General features: G+C 67.0%; 17 protein-coding genes, 1 tRNA gene and 1 pseudogene. 11 read left to right on the top strand and 8 right to left on the bottom strand.

Features of this window, described 5'->3' with window-relative positions:
* Positions 1-6: 6 nt before the first annotated feature.
* The 5 genes from MGN01_RS16310 to glmU all read right to left on the bottom strand — a co-directional run bounded on the left by MGN01_RS16310 (position 7) and on the right by glmU (position 6,853).
* Positions 7-1,287: an RNA polymerase sigma factor gene (locus tag MGN01_RS16310; protein WP_147047884.1), complete on the bottom strand. Its 1,281-nt coding sequence runs from the start codon at positions 1,285-1,287 to the stop codon at positions 7-9.
* Entirely contained in the window at positions 1,284-1,667 is a 384-nt protein-coding gene (locus MGN01_RS16305) for a YciI family protein (RefSeq protein ID WP_147047883.1), read from the bottom strand. The genes MGN01_RS16310 and MGN01_RS16305 overlap by 4 nt, the downstream gene beginning before the upstream one ends.
* Before the next feature lie 121 nt (positions 1,668-1,788).
* A complete protein-coding gene (locus MGN01_RS16300) occupies positions 1,789-3,315 on the bottom strand; it encodes a helicase HerA domain-containing protein (protein WP_147047882.1) in 1,527 nt (508 codons plus the stop codon).
* 144 nt (positions 3,316-3,459) lie between these two features.
* Entirely contained in the window at positions 3,460-5,286 is a 1,827-nt protein-coding gene (gene glmS / locus MGN01_RS16295; protein WP_147047881.1) for a glutamine--fructose-6-phosphate transaminase (isomerizing), read from the bottom strand.
* A 172-nt stretch (positions 5,287-5,458) separates the two neighbouring features.
* On the bottom strand, positions 5,459-6,853 hold the full coding sequence (gene glmU / locus MGN01_RS16290) for a bifunctional UDP-N-acetylglucosamine diphosphorylase/glucosamine-1-phosphate N-acetyltransferase GlmU (protein ID WP_238258265.1): 1,395 nt from the start codon (positions 6,851-6,853) through the stop codon (positions 5,459-5,461).
* Between the two features lie 166 nt (positions 6,854-7,019).
* On the opposite strand from glmU, the gene MGN01_RS16285 reads away from it, so the two are divergent.
* The 5 genes from MGN01_RS16285 to MGN01_RS16265 all read left to right on the top strand — a co-directional run bounded on the left by MGN01_RS16285 (position 7,020) and on the right by MGN01_RS16265 (position 13,547).
* On the top strand, positions 7,020-8,669 hold the full coding sequence (locus tag MGN01_RS16285; protein ID WP_147047880.1) for an OpgD/OpgG family glucan biosynthesis protein: 1,650 nt from the start codon (positions 7,020-7,022) through the stop codon (positions 8,667-8,669).
* Between the two features lie 28 nt (positions 8,670-8,697).
* Positions 8,698-10,881 (top strand): glucans biosynthesis glucosyltransferase MdoH, encoded by a 2,184-nt coding sequence (mdoH, locus tag MGN01_RS16280; RefSeq protein ID WP_280178550.1) that lies wholly within the window; start codon positions 8,698-8,700, stop codon positions 10,879-10,881.
* A 94-nt stretch (positions 10,882-10,975) separates the two neighbouring features.
* Positions 10,976-11,065, top strand: a tRNA-Ser gene (locus tag MGN01_RS16275).
* 113 nt (positions 11,066-11,178) lie between these two features.
* The gene (locus MGN01_RS16270) at positions 11,179-12,498 is read left to right on the top strand and encodes a tyrosine-type recombinase/integrase (RefSeq protein ID WP_147047879.1); all 1,320 of its coding nucleotides are present in this window, start codon (positions 11,179-11,181) and stop codon (positions 12,496-12,498) included.
* A 548-nt stretch (positions 12,499-13,046) separates the two neighbouring features.
* Positions 13,047-13,547: a YciE/YciF ferroxidase family protein gene (locus tag MGN01_RS16265; RefSeq protein WP_147047878.1), complete on the top strand. Its 501-nt coding sequence runs from the start codon at positions 13,047-13,049 to the stop codon at positions 13,545-13,547.
* Positions 13,548-13,616: 69 nt separating this feature from the next.
* On the opposite strand, the gene MGN01_RS16260 is transcribed toward MGN01_RS16265, so the two are convergent.
* Positions 13,617-14,558, bottom strand: a complete 942-nt coding sequence (locus MGN01_RS16260) for a PhnA-like protein (RefSeq protein WP_147047877.1) — start codon at positions 14,556-14,558, stop codon at positions 13,617-13,619.
* Positions 14,559-14,732: 174 nt separating this feature from the next.
* Between MGN01_RS16260 and MGN01_RS24180 the strand changes: the two are divergent.
* Positions 14,733-14,852: pseudogene (locus tag MGN01_RS24180) on the top strand (IS1595 family transposase); the annotation flags it as partial.
* Here the strand turns inward: MGN01_RS24180 and MGN01_RS16250 are convergent.
* On the bottom strand, positions 14,849-15,343 hold the full coding sequence (locus MGN01_RS16250; RefSeq protein ID WP_238258263.1) for a cytidine/deoxycytidylate deaminase family protein: 495 nt from the start codon (positions 15,341-15,343) through the stop codon (positions 14,849-14,851). The pseudogene MGN01_RS24180 and the gene MGN01_RS16250 overlap by 4 nt on opposite strands.
* Before the next feature lie 6 nt (positions 15,344-15,349).
* Here MGN01_RS16250 and MGN01_RS24175 point away from each other — a divergent pair, with 6 nt between their 5' ends.
* Genes MGN01_RS24175 through MGN01_RS16240 form a run of 3 tightly spaced genes read left to right on the top strand, consistent with a single transcriptional unit; the run spans position 15,350 to position 16,550 of the window.
* The gene (locus tag MGN01_RS24175) at positions 15,350-15,820 is read left to right on the top strand and encodes a hypothetical protein (RefSeq protein ID WP_238258261.1); all 471 of its coding nucleotides are present in this window, start codon (positions 15,350-15,352) and stop codon (positions 15,818-15,820) included.
* Complete coding sequence (locus MGN01_RS16245) at positions 15,820-16,290, top strand: hypothetical protein (protein WP_147047876.1); 471 nt, start codon at positions 15,820-15,822, stop codon at positions 16,288-16,290. The genes MGN01_RS24175 and MGN01_RS16245 overlap by 1 nt, the downstream gene beginning before the upstream one ends.
* Positions 16,287-16,550 carry a hypothetical protein gene (locus tag MGN01_RS16240; protein ID WP_238258259.1) on the top strand — a complete coding sequence of 88 codons (264 nt, stop codon included), beginning with the start codon at positions 16,287-16,289 and terminating at the stop codon, positions 16,548-16,550. Before MGN01_RS16245 ends, MGN01_RS16240 begins: the two co-directional genes overlap by 4 nt.
* Before the next feature lie 44 nt (positions 16,551-16,594).
* Here MGN01_RS16240 and MGN01_RS16235 read toward each other — a convergent pair whose 3' ends face one another.
* Positions 16,595-16,852 (bottom strand): hypothetical protein, encoded by a 258-nt coding sequence (locus tag MGN01_RS16235; RefSeq protein ID WP_147047875.1) that lies wholly within the window; start codon positions 16,850-16,852, stop codon positions 16,595-16,597.
* Between the two features lie 245 nt (positions 16,853-17,097).
* Between MGN01_RS16235 and MGN01_RS16230 the strand changes: the two genes are divergently transcribed.
* Complete coding sequence (locus tag MGN01_RS16230; protein ID WP_147047874.1) at positions 17,098-17,997, top strand: N-acetylmuramidase family protein; 900 nt, start codon at positions 17,098-17,100, stop codon at positions 17,995-17,997.
* A gap of 96 nt (positions 17,998-18,093) precedes the next feature.
* On the top strand, positions 18,094-18,324 hold a 231-nt coding region (locus MGN01_RS16225), incomplete at its 3' end, for a 3TM-type holin (RefSeq protein WP_280178549.1).

Raw genomic sequence — 18,324 nt, 5'->3', positions numbered from 1 at the left:
CGAACACTATGGCTCGCTGACTCCGTTCGACCCTGCCGCCCGTGCGCCGCCCTCCCCCAAACCGTCGAGCTGCGTCCGGATATAGGCCGCCTCCGCGGCCGTGCCGGCCAGCGCGATCGCCCGGTCGAAGCTGATGCGGGCCGCCTCGCGCCGGCCGAGGTCCTTCAGGAAGGCGCCTCGCGCCCCGTGGAAGTAGAAGTAGCCCGACAGGTCCTTCTCCAGCGGCGCGATCAGCGCGAGTGCGTCCTCTGCCCCGCGCGCCTTGAACACGGCGACCGCCCGGTTCAGCGTCACCACGGGCGAAGGCTGCATCCGCTCCAGGCTCGCATAGAGGTGCTCGATCTGCGCCCAGTCGGTCTCGGCGGCCGTCGTGGCGCGGGCATGGAGGGCCGCCACCGCGGCTTGAATCTGGTAGGGGCCGGGCTGGTTGTGCCGCATTGCCTTGTCGAGAAGCGCCAGCCCCTCCCCGATCATGCCGCGATCCCAGGACGCACGATCCTGGTCCTCCAGCAGCACGAGGGCGCCCTGCGCATCGAAGCGCGCCGCCGTGCGGGAATGCTGGAGCAGCATCAGGGCGAGCAGGCCCATCAATTCGGGCTCGGCCGGGAAGATCTTGAGGAGCAGCCGCGTCAGCCGGATCGCCTCGTCGCAGAGCGGGGCGCGGGCCTCAACCTGGTCGTAGCCGGCGGAATAGCCCTCGTTGAAGACGAGGTAGAGCATGGCGGCCACTGCCGAGAGCCGCTCGGCGCGCTCGGCCGGGCCGGGCGCCTCGAAGGGCACCTCGGCCCGCGCCACCCTCCCCTTGGCGCGGGTGATGCGCTGTTCCATGGCGCTCTCGCCGACCAGGAAGGCGCTGGCGATACGGGCAACCGATAGGCCTGAAACGATCCGCAGCGCCAGCGCGATCTGACCAGTGCGCGGCAGGCTCGGGTGGCAGCAGATGAAGAGCAGCCGCAGGATGTCGTCGCGATACTGCGCGCCGTCCAGCCGCTCGGCGATCGCGCCCTCGGCGTCCTCCAGATCCGAGAGCTTGTCCTCGTCCGGCAGGGCCTCCAGCCGGCTGCGCTTGCGCGCAGCATCGACCCCGGCATTGCGCCCGACCATGATCAGCCAGGCGGCGGTGTCGCGCGGCGGCCCGTTCTTCGGCCAGTGCGACAATGCCCTGAGGCAGGCCTCCTGAAAGGCTTCCTCGGCGGTGTCGAGATCGCGGAAATAGCGCAGTAGGGCGGCCACCGCGGCGGGACGCGCGCCGGTCAGCGCCTGCTCGATCCAGTCGAGGTCGCTCATGACGTGATCGCCTTGGCGGGATCGCCCATATGCGCGTAGCCCACCGGCCGGACCTCGTGGGCGCCGCCGGGATTGGCCTCGCCGAGTTCCCGCGCGATCGCCAGGGCTTCCTCCAACCCGGCGACCTCGACGAGGTAGAAGCCGAGCAACTGCTCCTTGGTCTCGGCGAAGGGACCGTCGACGACCAGCGGCGGGTCGCGGTCCTTGCGCAGCGTCGTGGCGGCGGTGGTCGGCATCAGCCGGGCCACCGGCCCGAGCCGGCCCTCCCGGGCGAGCCTCTGCTGGATGCCCATGAGCCGACCCATCACCGCCTCGTCCTGCTCCCGGCTCCAGGCGCAGACCGTGTTCTCGTCGTGATAGCAAAGGATGGCGTAGAGCATGGCGTCTGAACCCGATTCCCCGAGGACGGGCAAGGCTAGCCGCTGCCGACACGGCCGCGCAAAAACTCCGAGGCTTCCCGAGCGCGCCGCGTCCGCTCCCCGCAGGAGGGAGCGAGTGCTTCTACTCCGCCGCCATGCGCGGCTCGTCGGAGGGGTCGTCCGGCGCATTGGGATCGCCCGGTGCCGTCTCCCAGCCCAGCGCCGGAATCGCCACGGTGCGCAGGTTGCGGAAGCCCGAGCGCACCGCGATGTGGCCCTTGCGCTCCAGGAACGAGATCATGCCTCGCGCCCGGCCCGCCGAGCGGGTGCCGCAGATCCGCGCCACGGTGGCGTCGGGCGGGCATTCGTGGCGGTTCATCGCGGCCCGGGCGAAGAGCAGGAACAGGGTACGGTCCTCGACCGGCACGTCTTCCGCCACGCCGAGCGCCTGCTGCCAGCGCTCGTCGGAGGCGTCCATCGTGTCACCGCCCGCCTTGGCGAGCACCAGCAGGCGCCGGAACTCGTCGCGATTGGCCGCACCTGGCAGCCGCTTGAAGCGGTGAGCGTAGGAATAGGCGTTGAACAGGGTCTGCTCGTCCGCGAAGGCGTTGTCGGGGTTGGCGACGATCTCCTGGACGATGGCGCGCAGGGCCGCCTCGCGCTCCTCCGGCGGCATGCCCGGGAGCGGCGCATGCTCCTCCTCGTCGGCCTCGCGCCGCTCGGCGATGCGCGCCAGCATGTCGTTGACAGAGGGCGGCGGTGGCGCGGCGGCGCGGCGCTCCGCGACCGGACGGGGTGCCGTCATCGGCACCGGCGCGAGCAACGCCTCGCGCTCCTCCAGCGAGACCTCGGCGGGCGGCGGCGTGAGCTTCGGCGCCGCGCCGAGCGCGCGCAGCGCAACCTCGCCGACATGGAGCTGCGTCGGGCGCCGGTAGAGCGCCGGCCCGAGCGCCATGAAGTGGCCGCGGCCGAGATCGCGGAACATGTCGGTCGAGCGCCGGTCCATGCCGAGCAGGTCGCCGGCCCGCGCCATGTCGATGTCGAGGAAGGTTCGGCCCATCAGGAAGTTGGAGGCCTCCGCAGCGACGTTCTTCGCGACCTTGGCGAGGCGCTGCGTCGCGATGATGCCGGCGAGGCCGCGCTTGCGGCCGCGGCACATCAGGTTGGTCATGGCGCCGAGGGAGAGCCGGCGCGCATCCTCGGAGAACTCGCCCCGCTCCACCGGCGCGAAGAGCTGCACCTCGTCGACCACGACGAGGGCCGGATGCCAGTGCTCCCGGTCGGCGTCGAACAAGGCGTTGAGGAAGATGCCGGCCGCCCGCATCTGGCCCTCGACCTCGAGGTTCTGGAGATCGAGCACCGCCGAGACGCGGGACTGGCGCACGCGCAGGGCGATGGTCTCGATCTCGGCGTCGCTCCGGCGCGCATCGATCACGACGTGGCCGTAGCGCTCGGCCAGCGACACGAAATCCCCTTCCGGGTCGACGATGACCTGCTGGACCTTGCCGGCGCTCTGCTCCAGCAGCCGCATGAGCAGGTGCGACTTGCCCGAGCCGGAATTGCCCTGGACGAGCAGTCGGGTCGCCAGAAGCTCCTCGATGTCCATCAGGGCGGGCTCGGCGCGAGCCCCTTTCAGCACGACCTCGCCGAGGACGATCTCGATTTTCATACGGTGTCCGCTTGGCATCGGCAGGCGCGGCCGAACGGGCGGCGCAGCTCTCCACGATCAAAACCCAGTTCGAGGGACGATGTCCACGCCGGGGAGGGGCATCCGGGGCGATCTCGAACCGGGTGTGGCCGTCGGCCGCGAGGACTACTCCACGGTGACCGACTTCGCGAGGTTTCTGGGCTGGTCGACGTCTTTCCCCATGAAGACGGCGGTGTGGTAGGCGAGAAGCTGCACCGGCACCGCGTAGACGATCGGCGCCACCACCGGATCGACATCTGGCATGGTCAGCGTTGCCAGCGTGTCGAGGCCGTGATCGGCCGCCCCCTTGGCATCGCCGATCAGCACGATCCGGCCGCCGCGGGCGGCAACCTCCTGCATGTTCGAGACGGTCTTCTCGAAGATCGCGTCGTGAGGCGCGATCACGATCACCGGCACGCTCTCGTCGATCAGCGCGATCGGGCCGTGCTTGAGCTCGCCCGCGGCATAGCCCTCGGCATGGATGTAGCTGATCTCCTTGAGCTTCAGCGCGCCCTCCAGCGCCAGCGGGTAGGAGGTGCCGCGGCCGAGATAGAGCACGTCGCGCGCCTTCGCGATCTCGCGCGACAAGACCTCGACCTCCGGTTCGAGCTTGACCGATTCCGCCATCAGGCCGGGCACGGTGATCAGCGCATCGACCAGCGCCCGCTCACGCGCCGCGTCGATCGTGCCGCGCGCGCGGCCGGCCGCGATGGCGAGGCAGAGCAGCACGGTGAGCTGGCAGGAGAAGGCTTTTGTCGACGCGACGCCGATCTCGGGGCCGGCCAAAGTCGGCATCACCACCGAGGATTCGCGGGCGATGGTCGAGGTCGGCACGTTGACCACGGCAAGCGAGTGCTGGCCCTGCGCCTTGGCATAGCGCAGGCTCGCCAGCGTGTCGGCGGTCTCGCCCGATTGCGAGATGACCAGCGTCAGGCCGTCCCGCTCCAGCGGCGGCTCGCGATAGCGGGTCTCGGAGGCGACGTCGATCTCGACGGGCAGCCGCGCGATGGTCTCGAACCAGTATTTGGCGACGAGCCCGGCATAGAAGGCGGTGCCGCAGGCGGTGATCGAGAGCCGCGAGAGCCGGGCGAAGTCGAAGGGCAGCGCCTCGGGCAGCGCGATGCGGCCGTTGGCCATGTCGACGTAGTGGGCGAGCGTACGGCCGACCACCTCGGGCTGCTCGTGGATCTCCTTCACCATGAAGTGGCGGTGGTTGCCCTTGTCGACGAGGAAGGCCTGGGACACGATCTTCTGGCGGGGCCGCGCGACCACATTGCCGGCAATATCGCGAACCTCCGCGCCGTCGCGGGTCAGGATCGCCCAGTCGCCCTCGTCGAGATAGGTGATCTCGTCGGTGAAGGGGGCGAGCGCCAGCGCGTCCGAGCCGAGATAGGTCTCGCCCTGGCCGAAGCCGATGGCGAGGGGCGCGCCGTGCCGGGCGCCGATCAGGAAGTCCTCCTCGCCCGCGAACAGGAAGCCGAGCGCGAAGGCGCCGCGCAGGCGCGGCAGCGCGGCTTCCACGGCGGCGACCGGTCCGAGCCCCTGCCCCATCAGATGGCTGACGAGCTGGGCGACCACTTCCGTGTCGGTCTCGGTCTCGAAGCGTGCGCCGGCGGCCTGCAGCTCGGCCTTCAACTCGCGAAAGTTCTCGATGATGCCGTTATGGACCACGGCCAGCCGCTCGGTGGCGTGCGGGTGGGCGTTGGTCTCGTTCGGCCGGCCATGCGTCGCCCAGCGGGTATGGCCGATGCCGATGGCGCCGGAGAGCGGCGACTGCACCAGCTTGAGCTGCAGGTTGGAGAGCTTGCCCTCGGCCCGCCGACGTTCGAGCCGGCCCTGTTCCAGGGTGGCGATGCCGGCCGAATCGTAGCCACGGTATTCGAGACGCCGCAGCGCCTCGATCACCTGCCCCGCCACCGCCTCGCGCCCGACGATGCCTACGATCCCGCACATGCCAGCGATCCTGCCGTTATAGACGCAACCGCGACGCCGCATCGTCCCGCAACGGGACGGCACGCCGCCTCGATCGACCTCACGCGCAAGGTTCGGGCCTCATGCGTCAGGCTATCGAGCCGGCTTGTAGCGGATCGAAGCGCCACAGTGCCAGCGATGCCGCGCCGCGCGACTACGGCGCGGGCGTCTTCGCCTTGGCAGCCTTGGCAGCGAGCATTGTTGCGCGCTTCGATTTGGCGAGGCCTTCCAAGGTGGTCTGGCGCCCGCGTGCGACGGCCAGCGCATCGGCCGGCACGTCGCGCACGATCACCGAGCCCGCCCCGATCAGGGCACCCGCCCCGATCGTGACCGGCGCGACGATGGCGGAATTCGAGCCGATGAAGGCGTTCTCCCCGATGCTCGTGCGGTGCTTGCTCACCCCGTCGTAATTGCAGGTGATGGTGCCGGCGCCGATATTCGCCCGTGCGCCAATCTCGGAATCGCCGAGATAGGTCAGGTGTGCGGCCTTCGAGCCGGCATGCATATGCGCGTTCTTCAGCTCGACGAAATTGCCGAGATGGACGCCCTCCTCCAGCACCGCGCCGCCGCGCAGGCGTACATGCGGGCCGATATCGACGCCGCGCTCCAGGCGGCACTCGACCAGATGCGAGAAGGCGCGGATCAGGCAGCTGTCGCCGATGCGCACGCCGGGACCGAAGACCACATGCGGCTCGATCACCACGTCGCGGCCGATCACCGTATCGGCGGCGAGAAACACCGTCTCCGGCGCGACCAGCGTGGCACCGCCGAGCTGCGCCGCGCGGCGCAGGCGGCCCTGGATCGCGGCCTCGGCCACCGAGAGCTGCACGCGGTCGTTGACGCCCTGCGCCTCGGCCTCGTCGATCGAGACCACGGCGACGCGCAGCCCTTCCTCGACGGCCAAGGCGACCGCGTCGGTGAGGTAGTACTCGCCCGCCACATTGTCGTTGCCGATGCGGGTCAGGAGCCGCAGGGCATGACTGCCTGAGAGCGCCATCAGCCCGGCATTGGAAAGGTGGGTCCGCCGCTCCTCCTCCGACGCGTCCTTCTCCTCGCGGATCGCGACGACCTGGCCACCCTCGGTGAGAACCCGGCCGTAGCCCTTCGGATCGGCGGCATCGAAGGCCAGCACGGCGATGGCTGCGCCGTGAGACAGGGCTTCGCTGAGCCGACGAAACGTCTCCGCGGTGACGAGCGGGGTGTCGCCGAAGGCGATGATCACGTCGCTGCCGGTCTCGAGCGCCGCGCAGGCCTGGAGGGCCGCATGGGCGGTGCCGAGCCGCTCGACCTGCGGGTGGACCTGCGCGCCCGGCGCCTGCCGTTCGACTTCGCCGGCGACGTCGGCGCGGCCGGGCTCGATCACCACGTCGACGCGTGTGGCGCCGGCCTCCTGCACGGCGGCGAGCACGTGGCCGAGCATGCTGCGCCCGGCGATGGCGTGCAGCACCTTTGGCAGATCGGAGCGCATGCGCGTTCCCTTGCCGGCGGCAAGGACGATTGCTGCAAAGCCGCGCGCGCCCATCCCCTGCCCTGCTCCCAGATTCGTCATCCGCTGTCCCGTTCCCTCGGCGTCGGCGGCATGTAACCGATCGCCGGGCTTGCGGAAAAGGCCGCGCGACCCGATGGGGAGACCGCAACCTTAAGCCCGGGTTCAGGCGTTGCTTCGTAACGACCTGACCGATCCCGCCCCATCTCCATTTTGCATCGACGAGGGCATGACGCATCCTTCCGCCGGACTTTCCGAGCATGAGCCGTACGAGCGGGTCGGTGCCGATGCCGGACACAGCCGCCGTGACGTCCTGCGGACCGCGGCCGGCCTCGTTGCGGGAGCCATGGCCGGAGTCGGGCCGGCCCTTGCGCAGCAGACGCCGCCCGCCATGCCTGCCGCCGGCACGCCCTTCGCCGCCTCGACCGTGCCCGACCTCGCGCGGGCCCTTGCGCGGCAGCCCTACATAGCCCAGCGCGCGGACGGCCTGCCGGACGTCCTCAAGAACCTGACGCGGGAGCAATATGCCGGGATCCGCACGGCGCCGGGCGCCGCGGTCTGGGGCGATGCCGGGCTCGACTTCGCCGTCGAGCCCCTGCATCGCGGCTCGGTCTATACCGACCGCGTTCAGCTCTTCCTGATCGAGGACGGGGTCGTGCGCCCGGTGCCCTATGCCCGCGACCGCTTCGCGGCCGACGGCATCGCCCTGCCCGATCCCGGCCAGACGGATCCGGGTTTTTCCGGTTTTCGCCTGCGTGCGCGTTTCGGCGGCGGCGAGCTTACCGATTTCGCGAGCTTCCAGGGCGTCTCCTTCTTCCGCGTGATCGCCCGCGGCCAGGGTTTCGGCCTCACCGCCCGCGCCCTGATGCTGCGCCCGGCCGATGCGCGCGGCGAGGATTTCTCCCGGTGGCGGGCCTTCTTCATCGAGCGGCCGGGCAAAGACGGGGCGCCCCTGGTGCTCCATGCCCTGCTCGACGCCGAGTCCTGCTCGGCAGCGCTACGCATGACGCTGAAGCCGGGCGATGCCTCGGTGGTCGAGGTGGAGGGGTCTATCTTCACCCGCGCGGCGATCGACCATCTCGGCCTCGGCGGCGCGCAGACCAGCTACCTGTTCGGCCCGGTCGGCCGCCGCGGCGTCGACGATGCCCGCGCCGCCGCTTACAGCTCCGGCGGCCTGCAGATCCGCAACGGCAGCGGCGAGGCGATCTGGCGTCCGGTGAACAACCCGCAGGCGCTGCAGATCTCCTCCTTTGTCGACGACGGTCCGGACGGCTTCGGCCTGATGCAGCGCACCCGCGACTACGCCGCCTTCCAGGACGACGTGCAGCACTGGGAATGGCGGCCCTCGCTCTGGATCGAGCCCCTGGAGGCGGAAGGCGGCGACGGCAACGCGATCTGGGGGCCGGGGGCGGTGACGCTCCTCGAGATCCCGAGCGATTCGGAGGTCAACGAGAACGTTATCGCCTATTGGCGTCCCCGGGCGGTGATCCCGGCCAACGGCGAGGCGCGCTTCCGCTATCGCCAGACCTGGTGCTGGCAGGCGCCGGACCCGTCGCCTGACCAGCCTGCCCTGGCGGTGGTCGGCAACAGCCGCAGCGGGCGCGGCTCCAGCGCCGCCCGCCGGCTGTTCCTCGTCGACTTCACCGGCGACATCCTGTTCGCCGGCCAGGACGGGGCGGTGCCCGAGTTGCGCACGCTCCTGATCGCCAGTCCCGGCACGATCACCCGGCAAGCGATCTACCCCTATCCCGAACGCCGCACCGTACGGGTCGTGTTCGAGCTCGATGCCGGCGGGCAGCCGGCGAGCGAATTGCGTCTCGCCCTCAAGGCAGGCGAGCGCCAAGTGAGCGAGACTTGGCTCTATCGCTGGACCGGATGATGCCCGCGACCGCCTCCTGGAAGCCTCGATGACGGACGCCATGACCCTCGCCGATGCCGCGCCGGCTCCCCGTCAACCCTCGCCCTCCGCCGAACACGAGCGGGTTGGGTTCCGGCCGGCCATGCCGCCGGAGGCGCCCCTCGCCATGCCGGTCCAGGACCTCACCCGCTGGGACCGGTCGGCGCGGCGGGTGCCGTTGCGGCCGGAGCCCCGGCCTTACGCCGCACGCGTTTTCGTGTTCGGCGGAGCCGCAGCGCTGACCGCCTACGGCACATGGCAGATGTACGAGGTAATCTCGGTCTCGGGCGCCGCGACCGCGCTGCAATACGTGCTGCTCGGGCTGTTCACCCTCACCTTCTCCTGGATCGCGTTGGCCTTCACCGCCGCGATCCTCGGCTTCTTCGCGCTGCTGCGGACCCGCAGCACGGGAGGTGTCCCGGCGAGCCTGTCGACCCGGACGGCCGTGGTCATGCCGGTCTATAACGAGGCGACCGCGCGCACCTTCGCGGCCGTCCAGGCCATGCGCGAGGAGGTCGAGGCCACCGGCCTTGGCAAGCATTTCGACTGGTTCGTCCTGTCGGACAGCACCCAGGCCGATGCCTGGATCGCCGAGGAGCGCGCCTTCCTGCGCTTGCGCGACGAACTCGGGCCGGATGCCCGGCTCTACTATCGCCACCGTCCGAAGAACCATCACCGCAAGGCCGGCAATATCGGCGACTTCGTCACCCGCTGGGGCGGCGCCTACGACCACATGCTGGTGCTCGACGCGGACAGCCTCCTCTCGGGTGCCTGCATCACTGGGCTGGCCGCGGCGATGGAGGCCGATCCGGATGCCGGCATCATCCAGAGCCTGCCCCTGATCATCAACCGCAACACGCTGTTCGCCCGTGTCCAGCAATTCGCCGCGCGAATCTACGGGCCGGTGATCGCCACCGGCCTGACGATCTGGTCGGGCCGCGACGGCAATTACTGGGGCCACAACGCGATCATTCGGACGCGGGCCTTCGCCGAGGCCTGCGGCCTGCCCGATCTCGAGGGCCGCCCGCCCTTCGGCGGCCACGTGCTCAGCCACGACTTCGTCGAGGCGGCCCTGATCCGGCGTGCCGGCTGGGGCGTCACCATGCTGCCGCTGCTGGGCGGCTCTTACGAGGAGAGCCCGCCGACCCTGATCGACCTCTCCGTGCGCGACCGGCGCTGGGCGCAGGGAAATCTGCAGCATGCGCGGGTGATCGGCGCGGCCGGCCTCGCCCTGCCCTCGCGCCAGCACTTCGCCACCGGCATCATGGGCTACCTCGCCTCGCCGCTCTGGCTCGCCCAGCTCGTCATCGGTATCGCCCTGGTGCTGCAGACGGCCTGGGTGCGCCCCGAATACTTTTCCGCCGAGTTTGGCCTGACCCCGGTCTGGCCGCGCTTCGATTCGGTGCGCGCTCTCCAGCTCTTCGGGCTGACCATGGGCATCCTGCTCGCCCCTAAATTCCTGGGGCTGCTGCTCGCGCTGATCGACGGCGCGACGCGGCGGGATTCCGGGGGCGCCGTCCGGCTCGTGCTGTCGTTCCTCATCGAGATCCTGCTCTCGGCGCTGATCGCGCCGATCGCGATGCTGATCCAGTCGGGCTCGGTCTTCCGCATCCTCGCCGGCCAGGATACCGGCTGGAACCCGCAGCGGCGCGACGACGGTTCGATCCCGCTCTCCGACATCATACGCCGCCACCGCTGGCACACGGTGCTCGGCCTGCTCACAGGCGGTGCCGCCTTCGCCATCGCCACCTCGCTCTTCCTCTGGATGTCGCCCACAATCCTCGGCCTGGTGCTGGCGATCCCGATCTCCTGGGCGAGCGGTCAGCTCGCCTGGGGCCTCGCCCTCAAGCGCTTCGGCCTGCTCGGCACCCCCGAGGAGCACACCCCGCCCGCGGTGGCACAGCGCGCCGGCGAGCTTGCCGCCCGCAATGCCCGGCAGGGTTTCGACGACGTAGACGCCCTCGCCGCCCTGCACGCCGATCCGCGCCTGGCCCACGACCACGCCGCCATGCTGCCGCCGGCCACGGCCCGCCCGCGCGGCAGCATCGATGCCGACCAGGCGCTGGCCCAGGCCAAGATCGTCGAGGCCGACACGCTCGGCGAGGCAGCGGCCTGGCTCGCGCCGAAGGAGCGCATGGCACTGCTCCACGACCGCGCCCTGCTCGACCGCCTGACGCGCCTGCGGGGTACTTGAGAATTTCTCGCGGTTTTGGTTTCCGAGCGGCGCGGTTGTCCGCTACAAGCCCCCGGCTGCGGGGCTCGATCGCGGCTCCGGTGTCGTCCGGATCGGAAGGGTGGCCGAGTGGTTTAAGGCAGCGGTCTTGAAAACCGCCGTGGGGGCAACTCCACCGTGGGTTCGAATCCCACCCCTTCCGCCAACGTCCAACTCAAATTTGCAAGCAAACACAGTAGGTTGAAGGTCGTAGTTGGCCGATCGTGCCCTCATAGGGCATGAAATCGTCCAACGTTTCGTCCAACAGGCTGTTGCTGGATGTCCGACCTCGCCGATTACCTCACGGCTCGCGCCGGCATCTGGCACTACGCCCGGCGGGTGCCGGCCGCCTTCGCCGAGTTCGACCCGCGCGGTGTCATCCGGCAGTCCACCAAGATCCGCGTCATCGACGATCCGAGGAAGGTGCGCGCAGCGCGCGCTGCCGCTCGAATCAACTCTGAGCTCGAAGCCTATTGGCGCGACGGCCTGCGTGGCGATGCCGTTGCTGCCCGCGCCCGTTACGACAAGGTCCGGCGCGACGCCCGCCGCCTGGGGTTCGAGTACATCAGCGCCGTCGAGGTCTCGCAGCGGCCGATCGAGGAGATCCTCCAGCGCTTCGAGGCGCTCGCCGCCCGCAACGTGATCGACGACAAGCCAGCCGAGGCCGCGCTGCTTGGCACAGTGCCGGCGCCGGCGCTCGAACTAACCGGCCTGTTCGACGAGTTCGAGACGCTGATGAAGGCGTCTCTGCGAACCATGTCCGAGGATCAGCTCCGGAAGTGGCGCAACCCGAAAAAGCGCGCGATCGCCAACTTCATCAAGGTCGTCGGGAACAAGGCGGTCGCCCAGTTGACCCGGGCCGATGCTCTCGACTTCCAACGATGGTGGCAGGCCCGCGTGATCGCCGAGGATATGGAGATCGAGACGGCCAACAAGGACATCGGCCACCTCAACAAGATGCTCCGCAAGGTCGAGCACGCACACCAGATGCAGATCGGGCCGATCTTCGCGCAGATGCGGATCGAGGGCGGCACCACCGGCCAGCGCGTCGCCTTCGATCCCAAGTTCGTTCAGGACGAGCTGCTGAAGGACGGCGCACTCGACGGGTTGAACGACGAGGCGCGGCGGGTGCTCTACCTGATCTCGGAGACCGGCCTGCGGCTGTCGGAAGCCTGCAACCTGACCCGCGAAACGATCAAGCTCGACGCGGCCGTTCCGCACGTCATGGTTCGGCCGAACGGGCGCAAGATGAAGACCGAGCAGTCGGAGCGCGACATCCCACTGGTCGGCGTGGCGCTGGAGGCGATGAAGCTGCAGCCGGACGGGTTCCCGCGGTACCGGCACAAGTCCGACAGCCTCTCCGCGCTCGTCAACAAGTTCCTCGACAGCAAGAAGCTGCTGCGCGAGGACGGCCAGACCCTCTACTCGCTTCGCCATACCTTCGAGGATCGGCTTACGGCCGTGGAGGCGCCCGACAAGCTCGCTGCGGCGTTGATGGGTCACAAGTATCACCGGCCGCGCTACGGCGTCGGACCAAGCCTCGCGCAGAAGCGTGAATGGCTGGAAAAGATCGCCTTCAAAAAGCTGCCGGCCGTGTAGGAGGCGAAGCGGCGAGACGATTTGCCGTTACAAACCGGCCCGCAAGTTGCGATTTAATGGGGGTTGAAGAGAAATACGGCTGGAGGTGGCCGCTAGAGCCACCATCCAAATTCTGCGCCGAGTCGGGTTCTACCAATACCAAAAGATACATCGTTGCTCGTAAAGAATTCACTTAATTTCTAGAGTTCCAAGAGCAAACTTCAAAGATTTTTCGCCAACTGCCGTAAGCAAAATCGTCGAAAAGATGGCCTGGGGCTGCTCAGACCAAGCCTTGAGGTGCCTGCTTTCTACATGCACTGTGGCGTCCTTGAACTTATAAGCTCCTGGAGCGGACGGAAATCCTAGATCTTCGTGAGAAATATTCGGGAGCATGGCGCCTCGCAGGTCATATATACACAGAAGCACCCGACCTATTTCCGGTTCCGGCTGCCAGTAAAATATTGTGAGGATGACCCGAGGAGCCACTCGGGAGCCAATACGTTCTTGTGGCGCGGATGTGGCCAGAACCGCATCCAGTACGACCGCGATGGAACACAAGGACTGACGATATGGCCGCCAAGCAGAAAACCCTGAGTGACGCCTTTTATGAGACCCTGAAGGACGTCTATTGGGCCGAGAAGCAGTCGGTGAAAGCCCTTAAGAAGTCGGCGAAGGCAGCCGAGCACGAGGAACTGCGTCAGGCCTTCGTCACACATGGCGAGGAGAGTGCGGTGCAGGTCGAGCGGCTGCAGCAGGTCTTCGAACTGATCGGCAAGTCAGCGCGGGCGAAGACCTGCGAGGCTATGCAGGGCATCACCTCTGAAATGGAAGAGGATCTCGAGGATTTCGGTGAGACGCCGGCAGCAGATGCGGTGCTGGCCGCCTGCGCCCAGGCCGTCGAGCACTACGAGATCTCGCGCTATGGCACCCTCAAAACGTGGGCAACTCAGCTCGGCTACACCGATGCAGCCAAGCTGCTCGACCAAACTCTGCAGGAGGAGAAAAAGGCTGACGCGCTGTTGTCGAAGATCGCCGAGAAGATCAACGTCGAGGGTGCGACGGGCGCGTAAGCCTCGCTAGCAAGGGAAAGGCGCCGGATCCTGGCGCCTTTCCACGGAAGTAACGTGCCGACGGATCGCTCAGACTCGCCGCGTCGCTGTGACACCACCGGTCAGCGTCGGATTGACCGCGCCAGCGCGGCCAGCCAAGAACGAAGCAGCCGCTCCAATGAGGAGGGCTAGTGCAGCGTAAAGGGCGCCCTGGGCAGCCGCCTTACGCGTCGCCTCAGCCGTCTGTTTTGCCTGTTCCTTGGCGTCAGCAACCGCCTTGTTGTACTGATCCTGGTACTGCTGAACCTGTTGCTTGGCTTGGTCCTGCGGGATGCCTTGCGCCTTGGCGATCGCCTCGGCTGCCTTATCCTTCGCCGCCTGCTGCTTGTCCGGATCGCCGGACAATGCATCGCGAACAGCCGTAACGGCTTGATCGCGCAAGGCTGCCGGGTCCTGTCCGCCAGAAGCACCGCGCACCCTGCTCTCAATTTCAGTCATTGGGTTCGGCAGGTTCGGCATCGACGGGCCGGCTGCCTGAACTGCTGTCTTAGCGGCGCTTCCTGCGCCAGACGCGACGCTGCCTGCACCGCTCGCAACGCTGCTCACCGCACTCGATACGGTACTGAAGGCGCCCCCGACCAAGCCGCCGAGCGACGACGTCAGCAGGTAGATCACGACGAAGGTGGTTACGGCCCAGGAGATCAGGCCGTGATAACCGGCGGTCGATTCGACCGGTTTTCCGGATAGACGCCCAGCCGTGTAGCCGCCTGCTGCGGCCGCGATGATGCCTGAGATCACCCACCAGACACCGGCGCTGATCGAGAGCGTGCTCGCAGCAGGATTGCCGCCTTCCGTGGCGCTGACGCTGGTCAGGCCTAGGCCAAGCCCAAGGAGACTGAGGATCAGCTGGAGGATCAGCGCGATGAACACGCCACCTAAAATTGCGCCCCATGAGATATGGTGAAGGGCGATCGTGCGAAGGTCCTCAGCCGGTGTTACCGGGCTTCGATGGGTGTCGGATAGATCGGCCATGGCGAACTCCAAAGCCCGACGTGGGCTCTAAGGCGAACCCCGCCCCCGCGTGATGTTTCCCTCTTTTACATCCCAGGTGGTCGCAGACGTGGCATTGGCGTGGAGTCGGAGGGCAATCGCGCCTGAGCCGCCCATCCTGTAGCTAAGTCAGCGCTCGTGCTGCGGGGAAAATAGGATCACCGCCGCAAGAGCAACGGCGTCCAGTACCTCATGATGACGGAAGCGGCGCTCAAGCATCCGGTTTCCCGGAAGTGGAAGGGTTACTGGCAGCGTAAGAGTTCCTGCCAAAACTAACTCGACGTACCGGTTAGAACGGGCCCGCTATCGCTTTTTGGGTCAGAGACAGCCTCGACCGTCTTAGTGTGATCTGAAGTCGTTGATACGATCAGACGGCCCAATTCAGCGATCACATTATCTTCGGCACTTAGGTGTATGGCCGACACTATATCGATCATTGGACGTCTAGGCTCAGAGACCCATTTGCGAGCCTCGCCCATTTCGTCCTTTCTTTTTCCCTTCTCAAATAGATCTCTATACCTAAAAGGAGATATGCCAATAAACGGCTTAAATTCAACCTTGTTCGGGTCCGAAGACCCGTCGACAGATATTGAGTCGCTGTGTAGACGTTCCGCATAGCTTTTTGGATAGGGCTCCAGATAGACTACATTTGTGACGCCGCTTGCAACTATATGTTTTGCACAAAGATGGCACGGGAAGGTAGTGCAATACAGCGTGGAGTTTTTTATTGAAGAGCCATTCCTTGCTGCGTCACAAATTGCTGACATCTCAGCATGTATTATGCGACCAACCTCGAGGCCATCGCGGCCTTGTCCACGAATGCCTTCGGCCGAAGCCTGCTGACCAAGAACAACGCTGCGGAAGTCTTCGCAGCCCTCGGCCTCTCCAGCGGGGGCATGACCTCCTACAGCCCGACGCCCTCGGCGACCGGCGGAACAATCGGATCGGCCACGGTCAATTCAGCCAAGTATCAGCTCATCAACACGAAGCTCTGCTACCTTGCGGTTGATATTACGATCAACAATGCCGGAACCGCGAGCAGACAAGGCCTAAATGTCAACATGCCGTTCAATGCGACCGGATTATTCTATGGCTTAGGTCGAGAACTGGCAGTCAACGGCTTCGGACAAGTTGCCTCTACATCGCCCGGCTCCAGCACGCTCGCGATCGTCAAGAACGACTTCACAGCCAACATCGTGACCGGTGCGCGGATCACGGCCAGCATTCTGTTCGAGGTTGCCTGATGGACGCTCATTACCTCCCTGATGGACAGGTCTCTGTCACACTGCTCGACGGCGAAGAGCTTGCTCACATCGAGGGGCCGGCCACGCTGGAGATCACACCGCGCGATGGGCTGATCTTGTGGGACGCCTTGCGCGCGCTCGACGTTCCGATCGCGGCAGCGCCGGCTACGGTGCTCGATAACCCCACGCTCTCGGACTGGCGCGTCGCCTTAACCCTCTGGGGCCGGATCGATGACGTAACCGCGAAGGTGAACGCGCTCGTCGCATCCACGACGCCGGCTGAAGCCATGCTCGGCAAGGTCGCCAAGGAACGGCTGGAATACGCGAACAACGTCCTGCGCGCGCAGCTCCTGCAACTGAAGGACGTGTTCGGCTTCAGCGCCGACGAGGTCGACGAGAGCCTATGGCGCGCTGCTCAGGTCTCGAAGGGTGATCTTTCCGGCCAGTGGCCGCTTCCTGGAGCCGCATGATGCTCACGCTCAGACAGACCAAGGTCGAAGAGACCACGCTCGACACGCCCGAGGCGATTGCCGATCACGTCCACGCCGAGTTCGCGCGCCGGCAGGGCGCAGCCCCGTTCCAGAATGGCGACCGTGTCCGCATCGCGAACCGCGCCGGCATCCCGCCTGAGTTCATAGTGGGCGATGTCGGCACCGTGATGCTCTGCGATCCTGAGTTCTCACCGCTCACGACGCTGATGGGCGTGAACAGCTCTGGGATGACGACCTAGTTCCCGGTGCAGACGGCGAGCCTGGAGCGGGTCGGGTAGCTTCGCTAGATGGTACAGCGCGTGCGGGGCGCACAGAGAGAAACCGGCAGCTCGATGCAGAGCTTCGGCCCGTTGATAAAGACGGACATTTGGTTGGTGTCGCCCAGGGCCGGGATCACCCCGACGGCGTGGAACTCATTCAAGAGGGTGGAGAGACTGCCTTGCGCGGCCTCGCGGACCTCAGCCTGCGTTTGTGCGCCAGACGCCAGAATATCCGAAAGTATGACCGTGCAGAGTTCGGTCGCCAAAGCCTCTTGAGGCACCTTCCGTGCTCCTTGATGATTCGCCGCCTCGTGGCGCGAAGGGAGTAATTAGTTTTCGCAGGCCGACAGTCAAATCAGAGAGCGGGCTTAGCGTGCCGGTCGCGTGGTTTTACGCGCGGCCGCCCATACCAAGTCAGCCGAAGGCTTAGCGGTGGGCCGAGCCTACGCAGCGAATATTGCAGAAACGTTGCGCTCTCAGCCGGCCGGGTGAGGCCGAGCGCTCTTTGACATCGTGAGGATCTGAAATGGCCACTGCCCCGGCAGACGCGTTCGCGCGCCTGCGTGCCGCCGGCTTCGTCGGTGCGGCGATCAAGATGCAAGACCAGGATCTCCCGGCCGCTGGCCACTTGGTCGGCGTCGGCGAAGACGAGATGCACGCGATCATCGACGTGGAGTCAGGCGGCTCGGGCTTCGACAAGTTGCGTCGGCCTAAGCAGCTGTTCGAGCCGCACGTCTTCTACCGCAACCTGTCGGGTGAGAAGCGCACGCGCGCCGTGTCGCTCGGCCTCGCCTATGAGAAGTGGAAGCCCGGCAACTATCCGACCGACAGCTATCCGCGCCTGGCGCAGGCGCTGGCGATCGATGAACGCGCGGCGTGCCTGTCGGCCTCGTGGGGCCTCACGCAGATCCTTGGCGAGAACTACGCCCAAAGCGGCTTCGCCAGTCCGCAGGACATGGTGGTGGCCATGGCGGCCTCTGAGGGTGCGCAGCTCACCGCGACCGTGATGCTGATCAAGGCGATGGGGCTGGCGGCCAACCTGAAGGCTCACGAATGGAAGCTCGTGGCTCGCGGCTGGAATGGGCCGAGCTACGCGAAGAACGCCTACGACGACAAGCTGGCGGCTCGCTTCGCGCACTGGAAGGCGATCCCCGACACGCCATGGTCGCCGGACCAGGTGGTTGCCCAGCCGATCCCTGCCGCGCCTCTGCCGGCGCGCGATCCCGTTCCGATCGGCACCGCGAAGCTGCCGATCCCGGAACCAATTCCGCTCGGCGGCGCGCGGACAGACCCCACTGCCGCTGCCATCGACAAGATCCAGCCCGTTCCGGTGCCGACACCCGTCGCGCCGGCCGAACCCAAACCTGGCCTCCTCGCCCGCATGGCCGAACGCCTGCGCATCGCATTCCCCATCAAGAAGGTCTGATCCACGGCAAGCGGAGCTGGCGGCTTCATCGGAAGCATTCTCGGAGGCGCGCTGACGGGCGGAATCGGGCCAGCGATCGGTGCGGTTCTCCCGTCGGTGGCGGACACCGCGAAAATCTTGGTGGATCGGCTCGTGCCGGACCCGGCAGCGAAAGCGGCTGCACAAGCCGAACTTGAACAAGCGTTGGCCGCCCGTGACGTGGCAGCGATCAATGCGGCGATGGAAGTCGCCAAGGCGCAGTCTCAGGTGAACCTCGCTGAAGCGACGGGCAACGACCGGTTCTCGGCGCGCTCGCGGCCGTCGGTTGGTTGGATCTGCGCTGCCGGC

The organism is Methylobacterium gnaphalii, assembly GCF_007992215.1.
In the GTDB taxonomy this organism is placed as follows: Bacteria; Pseudomonadota; Alphaproteobacteria; order Rhizobiales; family Beijerinckiaceae; genus Methylobacterium; species Methylobacterium gnaphalii.
Note: the sequence above shows the minus strand (reverse complement) of the source record. Positions and strands in the feature narration are given on the sequence as shown.